This window comes from Salinisphaera orenii subsp. orenii MK-B5 (assembly GCF_003788635.1).
GTDB lineage: Bacteria > Pseudomonadota > Gammaproteobacteria > Nevskiales > Salinisphaeraceae > Salinisphaera > Salinisphaera orenii.
The window spans coordinates 1-19020 of sequence record NZ_AYKH01000015.1 but is presented as its reverse complement, the minus strand read 5'-3'; the positions used below and the strand labels follow the sequence as shown (position 1 = coordinate 19020).

At 69.2% G+C, this 19020-nt stretch carries 17 protein-coding genes; 4 read left to right on the top strand and 13 right to left on the bottom strand.

The genetic code is table 11. The features are described from left to right. Positions 1–83 precede the first annotated feature (83 nt). From SAOR_RS09095 to SAOR_RS09070, 6 genes are all read right to left on the bottom strand, one after another. Positions 84–1964, bottom strand: a complete 1881-nt coding sequence (locus SAOR_RS09095; protein WP_123631153.1) for a sigma-54-dependent Fis family transcriptional regulator — start codon at positions 1962–1964, stop codon at positions 84–86. Positions 1965–2059: 95 nt separating this feature from the next. After that, positions 2060–3262: an acyl-CoA dehydrogenase family protein gene (locus SAOR_RS09090; RefSeq protein WP_123631152.1), complete on the bottom strand. Its 1203-nt coding sequence runs from the start codon at positions 3260–3262 to the stop codon at positions 2060–2062. A gap of 18 nt (positions 3263–3280) precedes the next feature. After that, positions 3281–4567 (bottom strand): TRAP transporter large permease, encoded by a 1287-nt coding sequence (locus tag SAOR_RS09085; RefSeq protein WP_123631151.1) that lies wholly within the window; start codon positions 4565–4567, stop codon positions 3281–3283. Next, the gene (locus tag SAOR_RS09080; RefSeq protein WP_123631150.1) at positions 4564–5100 is read right to left on the bottom strand and encodes a TRAP transporter small permease; all 537 of its coding nucleotides are present in this window, start codon (positions 5098–5100) and stop codon (positions 4564–4566) included. Before SAOR_RS09080 ends, SAOR_RS09085 begins: the two co-directional genes overlap by 4 nt. Before the next feature lie 284 nt (positions 5101–5384). Next, the gene (locus tag SAOR_RS09075; protein ID WP_123631149.1) at positions 5385–6413 is read right to left on the bottom strand and encodes a TRAP transporter substrate-binding protein; all 1029 of its coding nucleotides are present in this window, start codon (positions 6411–6413) and stop codon (positions 5385–5387) included. A 72-nt stretch (positions 6414–6485) separates the two neighbouring features. Continuing rightward, positions 6486–7256, bottom strand: coding sequence for an IclR family transcriptional regulator domain-containing protein (locus tag SAOR_RS09070; RefSeq protein ID WP_123631148.1), 771 nt, complete (start codon positions 7254–7256; stop codon positions 6486–6488). Between the two features lie 167 nt (positions 7257–7423). Between SAOR_RS09070 and SAOR_RS09065 the strand changes: the two genes are divergently transcribed. Genes SAOR_RS09065 through SAOR_RS09055 form a run of 3 tightly spaced genes read left to right on the top strand, consistent with a single transcriptional unit; the run spans position 7424 to position 10015 of the window. Further along, positions 7424–8638, top strand: coding sequence for a CaiB/BaiF CoA transferase family protein (locus tag SAOR_RS09065; RefSeq protein ID WP_123631147.1), 1215 nt, complete (start codon positions 7424–7426; stop codon positions 8636–8638). A 25-nt stretch (positions 8639–8663) separates the two neighbouring features. Next, positions 8664–9125: a MaoC family dehydratase gene (locus SAOR_RS09060; RefSeq protein ID WP_123631146.1), complete on the top strand. Its 462-nt coding sequence runs from the start codon at positions 8664–8666 to the stop codon at positions 9123–9125. Next, entirely contained in the window at positions 9122–10015 is an 894-nt protein-coding gene (locus tag SAOR_RS09055) for an HpcH/HpaI aldolase/citrate lyase family protein (RefSeq protein ID WP_123631145.1), read from the top strand. Before SAOR_RS09060 ends, SAOR_RS09055 begins: the two co-directional genes overlap by 4 nt. A 326-nt stretch (positions 10016–10341) precedes the next feature. Here the strand turns inward: SAOR_RS09055 and SAOR_RS09050 are convergent, their stop codons facing one another. Genes SAOR_RS09050 through SAOR_RS09040 form a run of 3 tightly spaced genes read right to left on the bottom strand, consistent with a single transcriptional unit; the run spans position 10342 to position 13062 of the window. Then, positions 10342–10656, bottom strand: coding sequence for a 2Fe-2S iron-sulfur cluster-binding protein (locus SAOR_RS09050; RefSeq protein WP_123592240.1), 315 nt, complete (start codon positions 10654–10656; stop codon positions 10342–10344). Between the two features lie 51 nt (positions 10657–10707). Beyond that, on the bottom strand, positions 10708–11868 hold the full coding sequence (locus tag SAOR_RS09045) for an NAD(P)/FAD-dependent oxidoreductase (RefSeq protein WP_123631144.1): 1161 nt from the start codon (positions 11866–11868) through the stop codon (positions 10708–10710). A 21-nt stretch (positions 11869–11889) separates the two neighbouring features. Next, complete coding sequence (locus SAOR_RS09040; RefSeq protein WP_123631143.1) at positions 11890–13062, bottom strand: aromatic ring-hydroxylating oxygenase subunit alpha; 1173 nt, start codon at positions 13060–13062, stop codon at positions 11890–11892. 322 nt (positions 13063–13384) lie between these two features. Here SAOR_RS09040 and SAOR_RS09035 point away from each other — a divergent pair, with 322 nt between their 5' ends. Beyond that, positions 13385–14443, top strand: coding sequence for a GlxA family transcriptional regulator (locus SAOR_RS09035; RefSeq protein WP_123631142.1), 1059 nt, complete (start codon positions 13385–13387; stop codon positions 14441–14443). A 30-nt stretch (positions 14444–14473) separates the two neighbouring features. Here the strand turns inward: SAOR_RS09035 and SAOR_RS09030 are convergent, their stop codons facing one another. The 4 genes from SAOR_RS09030 to SAOR_RS09015 form a co-directional block, all read right to left on the bottom strand. After that, complete coding sequence (locus SAOR_RS09030) at positions 14474–15073, bottom strand: sarcosine oxidase subunit gamma (protein WP_185015612.1); 600 nt, start codon at positions 15071–15073, stop codon at positions 14474–14476. Then, entirely contained in the window at positions 14988–18068 is a 3081-nt protein-coding gene (locus SAOR_RS09025; RefSeq protein ID WP_123631140.1) for a sarcosine oxidase subunit alpha family protein, read from the bottom strand. The genes SAOR_RS09030 and SAOR_RS09025 overlap by 86 nt, the downstream gene beginning before the upstream one ends. Beyond that, on the bottom strand, positions 18065–18346 hold the full coding sequence (locus SAOR_RS09020) for a sarcosine oxidase subunit delta (RefSeq protein WP_123592286.1): 282 nt from the start codon (positions 18344–18346) through the stop codon (positions 18065–18067). Before SAOR_RS09020 ends, SAOR_RS09025 begins: the two co-directional genes overlap by 4 nt. A gap of 18 nt (positions 18347–18364) precedes the next feature. Next, on the bottom strand, positions 18365–19020 hold a 656-nt coding region (locus tag SAOR_RS09015; protein WP_123631139.1), incomplete at its 5' end, for an FAD-dependent oxidoreductase.

Below are 19020 nucleotides of genomic sequence, written 5' to 3'. Positions count from 1 at the left end.
GGCGTCGACAAACGGAGGGGGGGGGCCGCCGCGGCGCCCCCCTTTTTTCGTGTTCGGCATGGCGCCGTACCCGGCCGCTCGCCTCAGTCCAACCCGAACGCCTTGACCTTGCGATACAGCGTCGAGCGCGCGATACCCAGCCGGCGCGCCGCCTCGGCCATGTTGCCGCCGGCCGCGGTGACGGCCTCGGCCACCGCCTCGTATTCGCTGTCGCGCAAGCTCCGGTTGCCGGCCGCCATCGACAGGCGCGGCCGCGCCGGGTCCAGCACCTCCTCGGGCAGCACCTTCGGGGTCACCCGATCGCCTTCGGCCATGAGCAGCATCGACTCCACGACGTTGCGCAGCTCGCGCACGTTACCCGGCCAGTCATGGCCGCGCAGGATAGCGTAGACCTCGGCGTCGATGACCGGCGGCGCCCGCCCTTCCGCGGCGTAGAAAGCGGCCGCGAAACGCGCCACCAGCGGTTCGATGTCCTCGGCCCGCTCGCGCAGCGGCGGCACCTTCAGGCGCGCCACTGACAGCCGGTAGTACAGATCTGCCCGGAAACGCCCGGCCGCCACTTCGCTGCGCAGATCGCGGTTGGTCATCGACAACACCCGCACCGACACCTGGCGCGGCGTGCCCGATCCGAGCCGGTAGACCACCCCGTCCTCGAGCACCCGCAACAGCGTCGGCTGCATATCCAGCGGCATCTCGCCGATCTCGTCGAGACCGAGCACGCCGCCGTCGGCCTGCTCGATCTTGCCCTTGCGGCCACCGCTGGACGCGCCGGTGAACGTCCCCGGCTCGTAGCCGAACAGCTCCGACTCGATCAGATCGCGCGGCAGCGCCGCGGCATTGATCGGCACATAGCCTGCGCCGTGACGGTCTGAATACGCATGAATGGCCCGGGCGAACAGCTCCTTGCCGACCCCGGTCTCGCCCTCGATCAATACCGGCACGTCCGAGCGCGCCAGCTTGTACGCCTTATCGATGCAGCGATTGAATGTCTCGCTGCGCCCGTACAAGCGCGTCGCCGGTTCGGTCTCGACGTGCAGCGGGCGCGCAGGACCACGCGCACCCGCGACGTCAGTCTCGATGACCGCGCCGATCAGGCGCTCGTCCTCCTCGATCGGCTCGACGCGTATCCGGCCCAGCGTTTCCGGCAGGGCCTGCAGCCACTCCCGCGGCTCCAGCGCCCCGATTTCGGCCACCTTCGGATACGGCCGGTCGTCGCCGGCCAGCAGCTGTCGGGCGCGCTCGCCGGCGTAGATGAGCCGCCCCTCGCGGTCGACGAGCAGCACGTGCTCGGCGCGCCGGCGGCTATGGTCCAGATAGCGGCGCATGACCGCGGAATGATTGTCGTTGATCAGGCGCGCCAGACCACCTTCGATGCGCGAGGCGGCGGCGACCGCCAGCGCCAGGGCCTGCGGATGAAAGGTGCTCGCGCGCCCGGAAATATCCACCGCGCCCACGACGTCCCCGTCCAGCGGATGCCGGATGATGGTCGCGGCGCAGGACCACTTCTTGATCTCGGCGCAGAAATGCTCGACCGAATGAATCTGTACCGGCGCCTGGTCGACGAGCGCGGTGCCGATCGCGTTCGTGCCGATGTTCGCCTCGCTCCACATGCCGCCCGGCTGCAGGTTGATATCCTCGGCCAAGTCACGCGTGCGGTCGTCGCCCTGGGAATAGAGCACGTGGCCCTGGGCATCGGTCAGCAGCATGATCGAACCGGTGGCCGACAAAAACCGCTCTGCCTCGCGCATCACCGGTTCGGCGACCCGCTGCGTCAGCGGCGTTTGCTGGCGGGCGCGCAGCAGCTCGCCGGCCGTAGCCGACGGCGCCCGCTGCCAGTCGACGCCGATCCGGCCGATCGACCGCTCCCAGGATTCGGCGACGGTACGACGAACCCCGGCCACGCGGCCTCCGCCGCGGGAGACGAAACGCTCCCACGCCGACATGATCTGTCTGCTCTCCTCCATACGCGAACCTCGTCAGTTCACGTTTTATTATTGCCAGCGATAATAGGCACTCTTCGACAACGCCCGCAAATCGCCGCCCGTCCCGGCACCGCCGGTCAGCCAGCGCCGACGAAACGATTGCGCATCGTGTGTCGGGTCGCGTCCTTGATGCCGAGCGCGTCCTCGCCGATGAGGATGCGCTGGACGTTCTCGGACCCCTCGCCCACGGTGAGCATGTCGATATAGGCGTTCAATCGCTGGACGGGATACTCCGCGGCCAGCGCGTTGCCGCCGAACACTTCTCGCGCGACGTCGCCGGCCAGCCGCGCGGCCTGGGTGGCGAAATACTTGGCACGCGAGGCCACCCGCGTGGAGACCCGGCCCTGATCCATCGTCCAGCCGATGCGATAGGCCATCAGCCGCGCGGCCTCGACCGCGACGGTGGCGTCGGCGATGCGTTCCTGGACGAGCTGGTGGCGCGCGATCGGCCCGCCGCCGACGAATCGCTCGTTGGCGTAGGCGACGCTGGCATCGAGCGCGGCCTGGGCGATGCCGGTCAGACGCGCCGACACCGTCAGCCGGCCGTACTCCAGGGCGTTCATCGCGATCTTGAAGCCCTCGCCCTCGTCACCCAGCCGGTTCTCCACCGGCACCTTGAAGTCGTCGAGAAATATCTCGCAGGAGCGCAGACTCTTCGACAGCCCCGGCAGATCGATCGGCTGGGCGGTATAGCCCTCGAAGCGCTTCGGCTCGACGATGAAGGCGCTGATGCCGCGATGCGCGGGCTCGGCCTTCGGGTCGGTCCGGGCGAACAGCACGCCGACATCGGCCGCATGCGAGAAGGTGATCCACATCTTCGAGCCGTTGAGCACGTAGTGGTCGCCCTCGCGCCGGGCGGTCGTGCGCATCGCCCCCGCCGGATCCGAGCCGCCCCCGGCCTCCGAGAGCGCGAACATGCCGATCGACTCGCCCGCGATCAGCCCCGGCACGAAGCGCTCGACCTGCGCGGGGCTGCCCCAGTTGTAGATCGTGTAGGGGCAGGTCGCGCACTGCATGTTCATCGCATAGCCGTAGGCGGGGGCGATGCGCGAGACCTCCTCTGCGATCACCGACACCGCCAGAAATCCGGCCGCACTGCCGCCCAGATCCTCCGGAAACGGCGCGCCGAACAGGCCCGTCTCGCCCATCGCACGGATCAGATCGTAGGCGAACTCGCCGCTGCGCTCGAAGGCCTCGGCCTCCTCGGTGAGCCGCCGTGTGGCGAAGTCGGCGGTCGCCTCCTTGAGCGCGGCCATATCCGCCGGCAGGTCGAAATTCATAGCTGGTGCTCCTAGGTTTTAAGACATCAGATTGGGAAGAAACAGGGAGATCTCGGGGAAGGCCAGCAGCAGGCCGAGCACGACGAACTCGACGAGCAGAAACGGGGCCACGCCGCGGAAGCAGTCGGCGACCGACACCCCGGTAATGCCCGAGGTGACGAAGACGTTAAGCCCGAGCGGCGGTGTGACGAGACCGATCTCGACGGTCTTGGTGATGACGATCCCGTACCAGATGCCGTCGTAGCCGAGCTGGCTGATCAGCGCGTAGGTCACCGGCACGGTCAGCACGAGGATCGCGATCTGGTCCATGAACATGCCGAGCACCAGATAGATGAGCACGAGCACGGCGATGACCATCCACGGGGCGAGGCCGGCGTCCTGGATCGCGGCGAACAGCGACTGCGTGGCCTGGGTGAGCGTGAGGAAATAGCCGAACATCATCGCGCCGATGACGATGGTCACGATCATCACCGTGGTCGACAGCGTGTCGGCCACGGCGTCGGCGAACGCATGCACGCCGAGCCGGCGCATGAGCACGGTGATCGCCAGCGCCCCGGCCGCGCCCACCGCGCCGATCTCCGTCGGCGTGGCGATGCCGCCGTAGAGCCCACCCACCACGAGCACCATCAGCAGCAGCACGGGCCAGACCGGCCCCAGCGCTCGCACGGCGGCGCCGGCATCGAAATGCGGCTGCGCCGGCATCGCCTCCGGGCGCCGCCAGCCGATCAACAGGATGGCGATGATGTATCCGAGCGCCGTCAGCAGCCCCGGAACCAATCCCGCCACGAGCAGCTTGCCCACCGAGAGTTCGGTGAGAATGCCGTAGATGATCAGCACGATGCTCGGCGGGATCATGATCGCCAGCGTCCCCGAGATGGCGATCACGCCGACCGACACCCGGGCGTCGTAGCCCACCTCGCGCATGCTCGGATAGGCGGCGGCCGACATCGTCGCCGCGCTCGCGGTGCTCGAGCCGATGATCGCGGCCATGAAGGCGCTGGCCATCACGCAGGCCACCCCCAGGCCGCCGCGCAGCCTTCCCAGCCACAGATCGCTGGCGCGGATGACGTCGCGCGCCATGCCCGACTGCGCCATGAACTGGGCCATGAGCACGTACATCGGGATCGTGAGAAAGACATAGGATGCCGAGACGCTGTGATACACATCCGCCAGATAGCTGGCCACGAACGGCAGCCCGCCGGTCAGATACAGACCCGTTGTCGCCGCAATCATCATCGCGAAGGCGATCGGCACCTCCAGTATCAGCAGGCCGAGCAGCACTCCCACACCGATCGCAACACTCACGAGTGCGCCTCCGAGGATGCGCCGGTCTCGGCATCGGGTTCGCCCGATTCCGGCTCGACGATATCGGTGGCCGCACGCACGAGCAGCCGCAGCGCGAGCATGCCGCAGCCGATCGGCACCCAGACCAGCGAGACCCACACCGGCCAATCGATCACGCCGAGGATGGCGTCGCCGGACTGGTACTTATCGACGGTGCGCCAGCCCGAATACCAGGCGATGGCCGCAATGATCGCGGCCGCGGTCAGAGCCCCCGCAGCGTGCAGCACACGCCGGCGGCGCGGGCCCAGCAGCCGGCCGACGACCGACAGCCGGATGAACGCGCCCCGCCGCTCGCACCAGGGCAGCGCGATCGTCGCCACCATGACCATGAGGTAGTTCGTGGTCAGCTCGAACTGAAACGCCAGCGGCGCGTTGAGCAGGTAGCGCGCGGCCACGTCGGCCGAGACCAGCGCCATCATGACCACGAGCGTGGCGGCGGCCAGCATGAACAGCGCGCGTTCCGCGCCCGCATGGATACGGATGAGCACCTTCATGGCCGGCCGTGCCCCAGGGCCTGTTGATGTTTCGTACGCGCGCCGCGTTGGAGACCGCAAATCGTTGTCCGGCAAGGCGCGAGCCGCCGCGTCGTGGCGTGCCACGACCCAGGCTTGCAACGTCGCCGGGCGCGATGTGCGGCCCAACCCTTCGGGACAAGCGCTGTTGTGCGGCAATCCAGCGTTCTAGCGCGCTTGTGCAGAGTGACTGCACGGCGCGCACTACGCCTCGTCTTGCCGCACAACAGCGCTTGGCGCGGACTCGTACGAAACATCAACAGGCCCTAGGCGCCGTCGCCGAGCCGCGACTCGAACGCCTCGAGCGCGGCCTGCCCGTCGAGACCGCGATCGTCCATGCGCTCGATCCAGCGCTGCTGCGCGGCGCGGTACTTGGGCGCCAGCGCCTGCTGCATGGCCTCCGGCAGTTCGTAGACCGTCACGCCCGCCTCCTCGAACCGGGCGAGATCGTCGGCCACGTCGTCGGCCAGGGTCTTCGACAGATGCGCGACCGTCTCGTCACCGGCCTTGGCGATCGCCTGTTTCTGCGCCTCGCTCAAGCCCTCGTAGACGTCCCGGTCCATGGCCACGGTGATGCCGAAGCTGCCGAAGGCGGCGTTGCGCGACAGGCTCTTGCTGACCTCCTGAAGCTTGTACGGCGCGATACTCGTGACCGGGAACAGCGCGCCGTCGAGGGTGCCGCGCTGGATCGCGAGATAGGTATCGGGCGCGGCCATGGAGACCGGATTGGCCCTGACCGTCTCGACGACCATGTTCAGGCTGCCCGAAGAGCGCAGCTTCAGGCCCTCGAGGCCGGCCATGTCCTCGACCGGCGGCCGGTTGAGCAGCAGCTGGTAGGGCGGCAGCAGCACCGCGAAGACCGGCACCACGCCGTTGTCGAGGAATTCCTGACGCAGCGGCGTATCCGCCTGCAGGGCGCTCCAGTAGGCTTGACTGGCCTCGACGACGTCGTCCACCTCGCCCGGCAGCATGGTCGCGCCGTTGAGCGGCATCTCGTCGCTGACATAGCCGATGCCGATGTAGCCCGCCTGCACCACGCCGTCATTGATCTTCTGCAGAATCTCGCCCTCCTTGGCGAGCTGCTCGTTCGGGAAATAGCGGAAATCGACCCCGCCGTCGGTATGCGCCTCGACCCGGTCCATCCAGTAGACCGTGCCCTCGCTGGACAGGGTGTTGGACGGCGGGAACGAGTCCGCGAACATCAGTGAGGCGGCCAGCGGTGCGCTGCTGGCCAGCAGGGTCGCCATGCCTGCAGCGGCCAGCGCGAGCGGCTTGAATACATGCTTCTTCTTCATGATCTCCTCCGATCTGTATCGGTTATCGATGCGCCGGCCGAGGTTCTGTGCCTCGGTCCGGACGCGGTTCACTCAGGCATCGCCGGCCTCCGAAAGCGCGGCCTCGATGCGGGCGCGCGCCTCCTTGAGCATGGGGATGTAGGTGTCTTCGAACGTGGCCAGCGGAACGGCCTGGGCCAGCGCGATCAGGTTGAACGCGCAGAGCACGCGCCCGTGGTGCATCACCGGCACGGCGGCGGCGCGGATGGTGGGCACGAACTCGCGGTCGCTCACGGCATAGCCGCGCTCGCGCGTGCGCTCGACGAGCGCCGCCACGCGCGCCGCGTCGCCGGCCTCGTGTTCGTCGGCGTCGCCGCCGGCCACCAGGTCCTCGAGAATGGCCGCGCGCTGGGCCGCGGTGGAGAACGCCAGATAGGCGCGCCCGATGGCGGTGCGCATCACCGACACGCGCGACCCCACCGTCCGGTTGACCGAAAAGGTCCCCGGCTGACGGTTGGTGTCGGCGATCGCCATCTTGCCGGCCTGGTAGATCGCCAGATCGGAGGGCCAGCCGCTGGCCTCGCGCAGCCGCTGCATGACCGGCCGACCGGCGGCCAGCAGGGCCGCGTCGGCGCGATAGTTGTTCGACAGCGCCAGCGATCGCGCGGCGACCAGATAGCGCCGGGACTCGCCGTCCTGGGCGACATAACCGCCGTGGCAGAGCGTCTCCAGAGCGCGCAGCGCCGAGGCCTTGGGCAGGCCGGTGGCTTCGCGCACCTCGGTCAGTGTCGCCGGGCCGATGCGGTTGACCGCTTCCAGCACCTTCAGCCCGCGCAGCAGGGCCGTAACCGGCGTATAGGCCATAAATGTTTCACTAAGTGAACCATCGGTTCAAAAATTGATTGCAGCGTCAGCATGCCCGTGCAAGACTCGGCGCGCAAATCATTTCGAGCCGCTGCCCGAACCACAGCCGCGCGACGCGGCGGCGAGTCGCGGGCCGCTGATCTGGCTCAACGTGCAGGGAGGCATGCATGTTCGAATTGCTGAAGGGGGTGACCGTGCTGGATCTGAGCACGGTGGTCTTCGGCCCTTTCGCATCGCAGATGCTGGCGGACTTCGGCGCCGACGTGATCAAGGTGGAATCGCCGGACGGCGACATCTTCCGGGCGGCAGCACCGGCTCGGCACCGCGGCATGGGCGCGGGCTATCTCAACCTCAACCGCAACAAGCGCTCCATCTCGCTCGATCTGAAGCGCCCCGAGGGTCGCGCGGCGCTGGACGACCTCGTGCGCGAGGCCGATGTCTTCCTGCACAACATGCGCCCGCGGGCGATCGAGCGCCTCGACCTCGGCTACGAACGCCTGGCCGCACTCAACCCGCGTCTGATCTACTGCGGCGCGGTGGGTTTCGGCAGTGACGGGCCGTATGCGAACGATCCGGCCTACGACGACGTGATCCAGTCCATGACCGGCTTCGCGGCGATGGACACCGATCCCGAGGCCGAACCGGCGCTCATCCCGACCGTGCTCACTGACAAGATCGCCGGGCTGTATTCGGTCGCCGGCATGCTCGGCGCGCTGATGTCGCGCGAACGCACGGGCCGGGGCATGGCGGTGGAGGCCGCGATGTTCGAAAGCCTGGCCTCGTTCATGCTCGCCGAGCACCTCAGCGGCCATGTCTTCGATCCGCCGCTGGGCACGCTGCGCTACGACCGCGTCACCTCGCCGCACCGCCGACCGTACCGCACTGCCGACGGCTATATCGCAACGCTGCCCTATTCCGGCAAGCACTGGCAGAAGGTGCTGCAGGTGATCGGCCGCACGGATCTCGCCGAAGCGGGCTGGGTGCGCGACGACGCCGCCCGCAGCGAGCGCATCGGCGAGCTGTATGCCGTGCTCGCCGAGGCGATGCCGCAGCGCTCGACCGCCGAGTGGCTCGCCGAGCTCAAGCGGCTGGACATCCCCTGCGGGCCCGTGAACCGGCTGGAGGATCTCGTCGCCGACGAACACCTGCAGGCGATCGGCTTCTTCCAGTCGGCCGAGCACCCCAGCGAAGGCGCGATCACGACGCTGCGCCAGCCGCTGCGCTTCATCGACGCGCCGACGCGGCCGGACCGACCGGCCCCGAATCTCGGCGGCGACGGCCGGGCCGTGCTTCACGAATACGGCATGGACGACACCACCATCGACGCCCTGATCGCCGCGGGTGCGATGATCCTGCCCGGCGACGACCCCGATCCGGCCTGAGCGCCGGCCCCAACCAGGAGGCCCCATGCCCGGTCTGTATTTCGAGGATTTCAGCGAAGGCCAGCGTTTCGAACACCCGATCACGCGGACCGTGACCGAGTCCGACAACACGCTGTTCTGCGGCATGACGATGAATCCGCAGCCGCTGCACATCGATCACGACTTCGCCGCTCGGTCGCCGTTCGGCAAGCCGCTGGTCAACAGCCTCTACACGCTCGGGCTGATGATCGGCATCTCCGTGCACGACACCACGCACGGCACCACGGTCGCCAACCTGGGCATGAGCGAAACCGCCTTTCCGGCGCCGGTCTTCCACGGCGACACGCTCTCGGTGGTGACCACGGTGGAAAGCCTGCGCCGAAGCCGCTCGCGCGAGCACGTCGGCATCGTCGGATTCCTGCACCAGGCCCACAACCAGCACGGGACCGAGGTCGCCCGCTGCCGGCGTCAGGCCATGATGCACTGTCGCTCGGGCGAAACGGCATGAGCACGCCGCGCGCCTATCTGTTCGTACCCGGCGACGCCCCACGCAAGATGGACAAGGCGCTGACCGCCGGCGCGGACGCCATCATCCTCGATCTCGAGGACTCGGTCGCCCCGGCCCGCAAGGCCGACGCGCTGACCGCGGTGGCCGCATTTCTCGACGCGCGGCCCGCGGACGCCACGCCGGAGTTCTGGGTACGCGTCAACGCCGCCGAGCCGACCGCCGCCCTGGCGGAACTCGCCGCCCTGCCGTTGGCGCGGATCGCCGGCATCGTCCACCCCAAGCTCGAGCGCCACGACCAGCTCGAACGCATGGGCGCCTGGCTCGACGCGCTGGAGGCGCGCGACGGCCTGCCCGCCGAGGGTACGCGCATCCTCGGCATCGTCACCGAAACCGCCGAGGCGCTGGTCGGCGAGCACGGCTCGAGCCTGGCCCGCGGCCACCCGCGACTGCGCGGCTACAGCTGGGGGACCGAGGATCTCTCCGCAGTACTCGGCCGACCGCCATTGGCCGGCAATACCGACGCGCACGCCGACCTTGCGCGCATGGTCCAGCGCCACTGTCTGCTGCTGACCGCAGCCGCGGGGGTCGACGCGATCGACGGCATCAGCGCCGATTTCCGCGATCAGGCGGCCCTGGCGCGCAGCTGCGACTATGCCCGCGAGCTCGGGTTCGTGGCCAAGCTCGCCATCCATCCGGCCCAGATCGAAGCGCTCGACGCCGGACTGGCCCCGCACCCCGACGCGCTGGCCTGGGCGCGGCGCGTTCGCGCGGCGGTGGCCGATGCCCCCGATGCGGCCGCGTTGACCGTGGACGGCCGCATGGTCGATCGCCCGCACATCGACGTGGCCGAACGGCTGCTCACTCGTGCCGGCGAGCCGGGCGCGACGTAACGCCACGACCGCGCCGGTGGCCGGCGCACCGAGGCCTTGGCTCATCCCGCGATCGCCGCGGCATCCACGCACTCCGGGCTGTCCACGGGGCAGACGAACCGCACCCGGGCTTGTTCGGCGGCAAGGCTGGGCGCAGCGCGCGCGTGCGACAACGCCGGGGGCTGCAATCGTTCGTTTTCGGGCGCGCGGCGCTGCCGTCCGGGCGCCCTGCCGGGTTGCAGGCCTCGATCTCGGCTCGCCGCGATCGGCGACACACGCCCTGGCACGATACGGTCCGCGGCCTCCAACGTGGCGCCCGTATGGCCGGTCAACCGGCCCTGATTGTCTTAGTTCGGTGCCAGCGTCACGCGCAGGCCGTCGAGCGCCTCGCTGAAGGCGATGCGACAGGTCAGCCGTGATTGCGCGGCGTCCACGTCGAAGGCCATGTCCAGCATGTCGACCTCCTCCTCGTCGGCCGGCGCGAGTGCGGTCAACCAGGCGCGATCGACATAGCAGTGACAGGTCGCGCAGGCGCAGCAGCCGCCGCAGGAGGCCTCCAGCGGCAGGCCCGCGTCACGGATGATCTCCATCACCTTGCGGCCCGGCTGCGCCTCGAGGCGGTGTTCGCCCCCCGTCCGGTCGATCACGAATATCTGCGCCATGCCAACCTCCATTGTCGAATCGGGAACTTCAAATCCGGGCGCGCCGCCGCCTCAGGCCAGCAGCGGCGGGAGCTGACGGCCGAGTTCGGCGCGTTCGGCGGTGCTGTCGCCGGCCAGCGCGAAACCCAGCGGGGCCTCGTCGTCGCCGCGGAATACGGCGCGCAGATGCCGCCCGTGGCCGTCGATCTCCCAGCGCCCGGCGCTGCCCGCGGCCGGCGGGCAGACCGTCAGCGGCAGGCTTGTCGTCTTGACCACCACCGGCATGGCCTTCATCGCCAGACGGGCGTCGCCACCGGCCAGTACCTGCGCGAGCACCCTGGCCTGGGCCATGAGCGGCAGAATGTAGGGCTGCACCCCGGCGGGCGTCTGGGCGCAGTCGCCGATCGCGTGGATGTGCGGGTCCGAGGTGCGCAGGCGATGGTCGACGCGCACGCCCTGATCGACCACCAGCCCGGCGGACCGTGCCAGTGCGGTCTCGGGCACCAGTCCGGCAGCCGAGAGCACCAGATCGGCGTGGACGCGGCTGCCGTCGTCGAGCGTCGCGGTGAAGCCGCGACCGTGGCGCGCCAGCCGCGCGACGTGATGGCCCGTGCGCACGTCCGCACCGTTGTCGGCCAGCGCGCTCGCCAGCGTGCGCCCGAGCGCGGCCGGCAGCAGGCGCGCGAGCGGCCAGTCGGCGGGGTCGACCAGCGTCACGCGCAGGCCGCGGTGCATGAGATCGTCCGCGAACTCGCAGCCGATCAGGCCGGCGCCGATGAGCAGCACGTGCGACACTCCGGACTCGAGCTTGGCGTACCAGCGGCGGTAGTCGTCGAGATTGTTCACGCTATCGATCCACCGGGCATCGGCCGCGGCGGGCACGATCACCCGCTGGCGCGCGCCTGTGGCCAGCACCAGATCGCCGTAGGGGATCTCACCGGCACTGGTGTCCAGACACCGCGCGTCAGGGTCGACGGCGTGCACGTGACAGTGGTTGATCAGACGCACGTCCAGTTCCGCGGCCTTGGCCTCGGCGGACTTCTGCACCATCGATTCCGGCGTCTGGTGCTTGGCCAGCGCGTTCGACAGCAGCGGTTTGGAATAGACCTCGCCCCCGTCAGCCGTCACCAGCACCACCGGCCGCGCCGGGTCGTGCTGGCGCAGCTGGCGTATCAGGGTGTAGCCGCCGAGGCCGCTGCCCACGACCACGATGGGCCCGGCGGATGATGTCATGCCTGTCATCTCGGTCATCCTCTATTCGCTGGCCACGCGGGCGGCCGCGGTATCACGGCCGAGCTGATTGGCGATTCGACGCTGGAACTCGTGTGTGGTCGCCTCGTGGTAGGGCGAGAAGCGGCCGCCCGCGTATCCCGGCGAATGACGTCCGCGCTGCATGCCCTCGATCATCTCGATGTCTTCGGCGTTGATGCCCGTCCAGGCCTCGATCGGGCGCTGACGCTGGGCCGCCAGGTCGTCGCCCATGGCCGCGTCGCCCACGAAATAGAAATGAAAGATCTCGCGGGTGCGCTCGGGCGACAACGGCTGAATGGCGAACACGAACAGATAGCTCGGGTGCATGCCCAGCATCAGATTGGGCATGACGTAGGGATACTCCGCGGTCGAACGGCGGGCTTCCGGCAGATCCGGGAAGGTCGGCAGGTCGGGGTGCCCCGCGGCCACCGAGTCGTACCCCTGGCTGCCCTGGCCCATATAGGTCGGTTCGAGCATGTTGAAGTGGGCCTGCATCCGCGAATAGTCGTTGAGCGAGGGATGCGTCCACGGCAGGTGATAGCTCTCGACGAAGTTCTCGACCGCGAGTTTCCAGTTGGCCTCGACCTCGAACGTCGCGCTCCCGCCGTGGCGAAGCCGGGACAGATCGTAGTCGGCCCAGCGACTCTCCAGCGGGCCCATGCAATCGGCCAGCGGGGGCGCGTCACCCGAAAGATTCACGAAGATCAGGTCGTACCACGTCTCGCAGCGGATCTCGGCGAGGCCGTATTGCCGGCGGTCCAGCGCTGGCGAGTCGTCGCAGTCGTGGCCGCCGAAATGCGGGGTCTTCTTGAGCTCGCCATCGAGCGAATAGGCCCAGGAGTGATAGGGGCAGACGAGCGTGGCGCAGCCGCGGCGGGCCTCGCCCACCAGCTGCAAGCCACGATGCCGGCAGACATTGTGGAACGCCCGGACCGCATCGGCGCGATTGCGCGTGAGCACCACCGGCCGTCCGGCGATCTCGACCGGTACCACGTCCCCGCGCCGGGGCAGTTCGGCGCCGACGCCCGCGATCACCCATTGCCGATCGAAGATCTCGTCGCGCTCGCGGTCGAGAATCTCCGGCGAGGTATAGGCGGCGTTCGGCAGACAGACCGCATCGCCGGTTGGCCTGTTGAGCTGTTCGATCACGCGTGGCGTCAAGACGGTTTCGGTCATGTCGAGGTCCTCGGCGGGGCCCTTGTTCGAATGGCGTGATCGGCGGCGGGACCAGCGCGGGCACGCTGCCGATGCAGGATTCGAAAACGAGATTAGCGCCGGCCGGCACGCTCGATTGTCTTCGGGGCGACATGAAGATGCACCGACACGACAGCGCGCAAATTACTGCGGGAAAAGCGCTTGCGCCGTTGCCCGCGATGATCCATAAATCGGATAACGAGGCGGGACCCGACCACGAGTGAGTCAACCGTGAACGACAGTCTCCATATCTCCCGCGCACGATCGTCGGCGCCCGTGATAGCCAGCGACGGGGGGCGAGGTCATGCGGCCCGCAGCCGGTGAGGCCAGCGCGCAGCGGCCGACGCGCATCGGTTTCCTGCAGGTGCCCAATTATTCGGCGATCGCCTTCTCGACCGCCATCGAGCCGCTGCGCATGGCTAATCAGCTCGCCGGGGTGGCCCTCTATGACTGGTCGGTCATCACCCTGGACGGCGACCCGGTGGCCGCCAGCAACGGCCTGGCGGTCACCCCCGACGCCGACATCCGCTCGGCGGGCGCGCTGGACATGCTCTTCGTCTGCGGCGGCACCGGCATACGCGATTGCTGCGACCGCCGCCTGCTGGCCTGGCTGCGCTCGCTGGCCGAGCGTCACGTCGAGCTCGGCGCGATCTGCACGGGCACCTATCTGCTGGCGCATGCGAATCTGCTGAAGGGGTATCGCTGCACGATCCACTGGGAGAACATCTCGAGCATCGACGAGGAGCACCGCTTTCCAGACACGGTCTTCACCTCGGAGCTGTTCGTGATCGACCGCGACCGCTACACCTGCGCCGGGGGCATCGCCCCGCTGGACCTGATGCTCAACGTGATCGGCCGGCAGAAGAGCCCGTCGATCGCCGAGGCGATCTGCGAGGAATTCATCCACGAGCGCATTCGCAATGTCAGCGACATCCAGCGGGTGCCGCTGAGAGTGCATCTGGGCACCAGCCAGCCGAAGCTGGTGGAGGCGGTCTCGCTGATGGAGGCCAACATGGAGGAGCCGCTGTCGCTGCGCGATCTGGCGCGGCTGGTGAACGTCTCGCGGCGACAGCTCGAGCGCCTGTTCAAGAAACACCTGAACTGTGTGCCGACACGCTATTACCTGGAACTGCGGCTGAGCCGCGCGCGTCAGTTCCTTCTGCAGACGCAACTGTCGATCATCGACGTGTCACTGGCCTGCGGTTTCTCCTCGCCGCCGCATTTCAGCAAGTGCTATCACGACTTCTTCGGCTACCCGCCAAGCCGGGAACGCCGCAGCCGGGCCGGCGGCGAGTCGAGCGCCGCCGCGACGGCCACGCCGGCGCGGGCGCGCAATCAGCGCCGGAAAGCGAGCACGCCGTAGGCGGCTGCGGCGTGGCCCAGCAGCCGCGGCTCAACGAAGCGATGCGCCGTTGCCCACGTCGCGGGCGGCGTCGTCCAGCCAGGACCAGAGATAGTCCGCCATGCTGCGACGCACGATGACATGGAAGCGCGGCGATGCATCGCGCTGGGCCAGGATCACGTCGGCCTTGGCCAGCAGCGTCTGGGCGCTGTCGCCGGGGCCGAAGACGCGCGGATGCAGGTCCACCGAGCAGCCGCGGGCGAGCAGCGCCCGCGCCTGCGACCCGGCGATCTCCAGCGTGGCGTAGCCGCTGCTGACCTCCGTCGCGGTGGCGAACAGATTGCCGAAGGCCGCACGCAGCCGCGCCTGGAGCGAGACGGCGTCGTCCGGCGGTGTGACCAGCAGCCATTCGTTGGGCGCAAGCCATATCGCCGAAAGCGACTGGCCCATCGTCATCGTGTTGGGCGTCAGCGGCAGGTCGAGGCCGGTGACCGTGCGCACGGCCTCCACGAAGGCCGCCTGCTCCGGCTGTCCACGCAGATTGAGATACCCGCGCGCCGGGCGTTCACGCATCGACAGCGCCGGCCGGTGGGCGCTCGGGACGGTGGCCAGAGCGCTCTGCGTTTCGGTCTGTTCGGTCTGTTCGGTCATGCGGAGGCCTCCCTGGGGCATCGAGAAAAACGGGGTCGGTGATGCGTGCGGACAGCACGCGGCCATCGGCCAGCGGCGCGAACACGCGCTGCCCGATCCGGTCGCGGCCGCCGTCCACGAGCGCGAGCGCGATCGAGCGCCCGACCCGCGCGCTGGCGTAGCTGGACGTCACCCAGCCGACCATGGGCAGCGGCAACGGTCCATCCGGATCATCCACGAGCTGGGCGCCCTCGGGCAGCACGGCCGCCGGCTCATCGGTCAGCAGCCCGACCAGTTGACGACGATCACGGCGCTGTAGGTGCGGCCGCGCCAGCGAGCGCCGGCCGATGAAATCCTTCTTGGCGCTGACCAGGCCGGCCATGCCCAGATCGTCGGGGGTCACCGAGCCGTCGGTATCCTGCCCGACGATGACGAAGCCCTTCTCCGCCCGCAGGACGTGCATGGCCTCGGTGCCGTAGGGCGTCGCACCGTAGCGCTCGCCGGCGGCCATCACGGCCTCCCAGAGGCGCCGGCCGTGAGCGGCCGGCACGCTGATCTCGAACGAGAGTTCACCAGTGAAGCTCACGCGTGCCACGCGGGCCGCCACGCCGGCGGCGGTGCACTCGCGGATCGACATGAACGGCATGGCCTCGGCCGACAGGTCGACGTCCGCACAAACCTCGCCGACGAGGTCACGGCTGTAGGGGCCGGCGACCGAGACGGTGGCCCAGTGGTCCGTGACCGAAGTCAGATGGACTTCGAGATCGGTCCACTCGGTCTGCAGCCAGCGCTCGAGCCACGCTAGAACGGTCGCGGCCCCGCCGGTGGTCGTGGTCATCAGATAGTGGTGCTCGGCCAGCCGGGCGGTCACGCCGTCGTCCATGACCATGCCGTCCTCGCCGAGCATCAGGCCGTAGCGACAGCGGCCGACGGCCAGCTTCCGCCAGTTGTTGGTGTAGACCCGTTCCAGCAGAGTCACCGCATCGGGTCCGTGGATATCGATCTTGCCGAGCGTGGAATAGTCCAGCACGCCCACGGCGTGATGGGTGGCCAGGCATTCGCGATCGACGGCCTGCTGCATCGTCTCGCCGGGCCGGGGGTAGTAGCGCGCCCGCTTCCACTGGCCGACGTTCTCGAACACCGCACCGCGCGCGACGTGCCACGCGTGCATCGGCGTATGGCGCGTGGCGTCCAGCAGCGCACCGACATCGCGTCCGGCGATCGCGCCGAAGGTCACGGGCGTGTAGGCCGGCCGGAAGGTCGTGGTGCCCACCTCGGCCAAAGGCCGGCCGAGCTTCTCGGCCACGATGCCCATGCCGTTGATATTGCCGAGCTTGCCCTGGTCGGTGCCGAAACCCAGCGCGGTGTAACGCTTGACGTGCTCGATCGCGGTGTAGTTCTCCCGGATCGCCAGATGCAGATCGGCGGCAGTGGTGTCGTTCTGATAGTCCACGAACTGCTTGGGCCCGCGCGACACCGGCTTGAATCCGGGCACGAGCCAGCACGGCAGCAGCGGCTGTTCGTCGGCCGCGGCCGCGCTCGGCAAGGCGGTGGCCGGGGCCTCGAAGCCGCAGGCGGACGCGGCGGCGACGCCCGCCTCGTTGCCCTCGAGCAGGCAGCCGGCCGTATCCCAGGTGCCCCGCGCCGCGCCGGCCGAGCGCTCGGCCTGAACCGGATCGCCCGGCACGAAGCAGGCGCGATCCGTATCGAACCGCGGCCGTGCGCCGGACTGCGACTGCAGATGCACCACCGGGCTCCAGCCGCCGGAGACGGCCAGCAGGTCGCAGTCCAGTCGCGGGCCCTCGTCTTCGATCCGGCCGGCGTCGGCCGACAGACGCGCGGTGCGTACCGAGGCGAGCCGACGCCGACCGCGGGCATCCGGCACAACGTGGCCGGCGAACACGCGCAGGCCGGCCGCACGCGCGGCCTCGTGCCACGCACCCGAGGGATCCGCGCGGACGTCGACCACGCCGGCGACGTCGATGCCGGCGCGCTGCATGTCCAGCGCGCTGCGATAGCCGTTGTCGTTGTTGGCGAACACCACGGCGCGTCGCCCCGGCGCGACGCCGTAACGGTTGACGTAGCTGGATACCGCCGAGGCCAGCATCACGCCGGGCCGGTCGTTGTTGCCGAAGACCAGCGGCCGCTCGATGGCACCGGTGGCGATCACGACCTGCTTCGTGCGCAGTCGCCACAGCCGCTCCCGCGGCCCGACGGCATCGGTGGCCGGCAGATGATCGGTCAGACGCTCGACCAGCGTCAGGAAGTTGTGGTCGTAATAGCCGAACACGGTCGCGCGCGGCAGCAGGGTGACCTCGGGCATGGCCGCGAGCTCGGCGCGGGCACGCGCGATCCAGTGCGTCGACGGCGCGCCGTCGATGTGTTCGGCGGCGGACAGCAGGCTGCCGCCGAACTCACTGCCCTCATCGGCGAGGATGACCCGCGCGCCGCTGTGCCCGGCGGCCAGCGCCGCGGACAGCCCCGCAGGGCCGGCGCCGACGACCAGCACGTCGCAGTGGGCGTTGACCCGGTCGTAGCGGTCCCCGTCGGCATCGTCGGGGGCGTACCCCAGGCCGGCGCCCGCGCGGATGACGTGCTCGTAGTGCTTCCAGCCGGCGGCCGGCCATTTGAAGGTCTTGTAGTAGAAGCCGGCCGGCAGCAGCCGCGAGGCACGGTCGAGCACTGCGGTCAGATCGGTTTCCGCGCTCGGCCAGCCGTTGACCGTACGCGCGCTCAGGCCGTAGTGGAGCTCGGTCTGGGTCGCCCGCTGTACCGGCCGGGTGCGCGCACCGCAGCCCAGCTGCAGGATCGCGTTGGGCTCCTCGGCGCCGGCGGCCACGATCCCCCGCGGCCGGCGATACTTGAAGCTTCGGGCCACGATGTCCACGCCGTTGGCGATCAGGGCCGAGGCCAGGGTATCGCCGGCGTATCCGGCCATCGGCCGGCCATTGAAGGTGAATTCGAGGCGCCGGTCGCGATCGATGCGCCCGCCCGATGCCAGTCGATAGCCGCTCATGCGTCGAACCCCGGCCGCGGTTCACCCATGCGATACACGCGATGGATGCGGTAGGTCACGGTGTCGCGCGCGACGTTGAACCAGCGCCGACAGCCGTGGCTGTGACACCACTGCTCGGACTGCAGACCCCGGGTGTTGGTGTGAAAGAACAGATAGTCGCCCCAGGCCGCGTCGCTGACGGCGTCAGGTTCGGGCGGCCGCGTGATGTGCGCCTCGCCGCCGTAGGTGAATTCCTCCTCGTCGCGCGGTCCGCACCAGGGGCATTCGAGCTGCAGCATGGCCATGTCCTCCGGGGGTCAGTGGGCGACGCCGGCGGCGCCGTGCTCGTCGATCAGATGGCCGGTCACGAACCGGTCGAGCGAAAAGGGCGCGTTGAGCTCATGCGGGGCGTCATGCGCGATGGTGTGGGCGAACGCCCAGCCGGAGCCCGGGGTGGCCTTGAAACCGCCGGTCCCCCAGCCGCAGTTGAAATACAGCCCGTCCACCGGCGTCTTGCCGAGAATCGGACAGGCGTCCGGGGTGACGTCCACGATCCCGCCCCACTGGCGCAGCATGCGCATGCGCGAAAAGATCGGGAACAGCTCCTTGATCGCCGCCAGCGTGTGTTCCACCACCGGAAAGCTGCCGCGCTGACCGTAGCCCTGATAGGCGTCGATGCCGGCGCCAATGACCAGTTCGCCCTTGTCCGACTGGCTGACATAACCGTGGACCTGGTTGGACATGATCACCGAGTCCAGTACCGGCTTGACCGGCTCGGACACCAGCGCCTGCAGCGGATGCGAGGTCACCGGCAGCCGGAAGCCGGCCATGTCGGCGAGCACGCTGGCGTGGCCGGCGACGACCACCCCCACTTTCGGCGCCGCGATGAAGCCGCGGCTGGTCTCGACGCCGGTCACTCGGCCGTCCTCGCGGCGAATGCCCGTGACCTCGCAGTTCTGGATGATGTCGACGC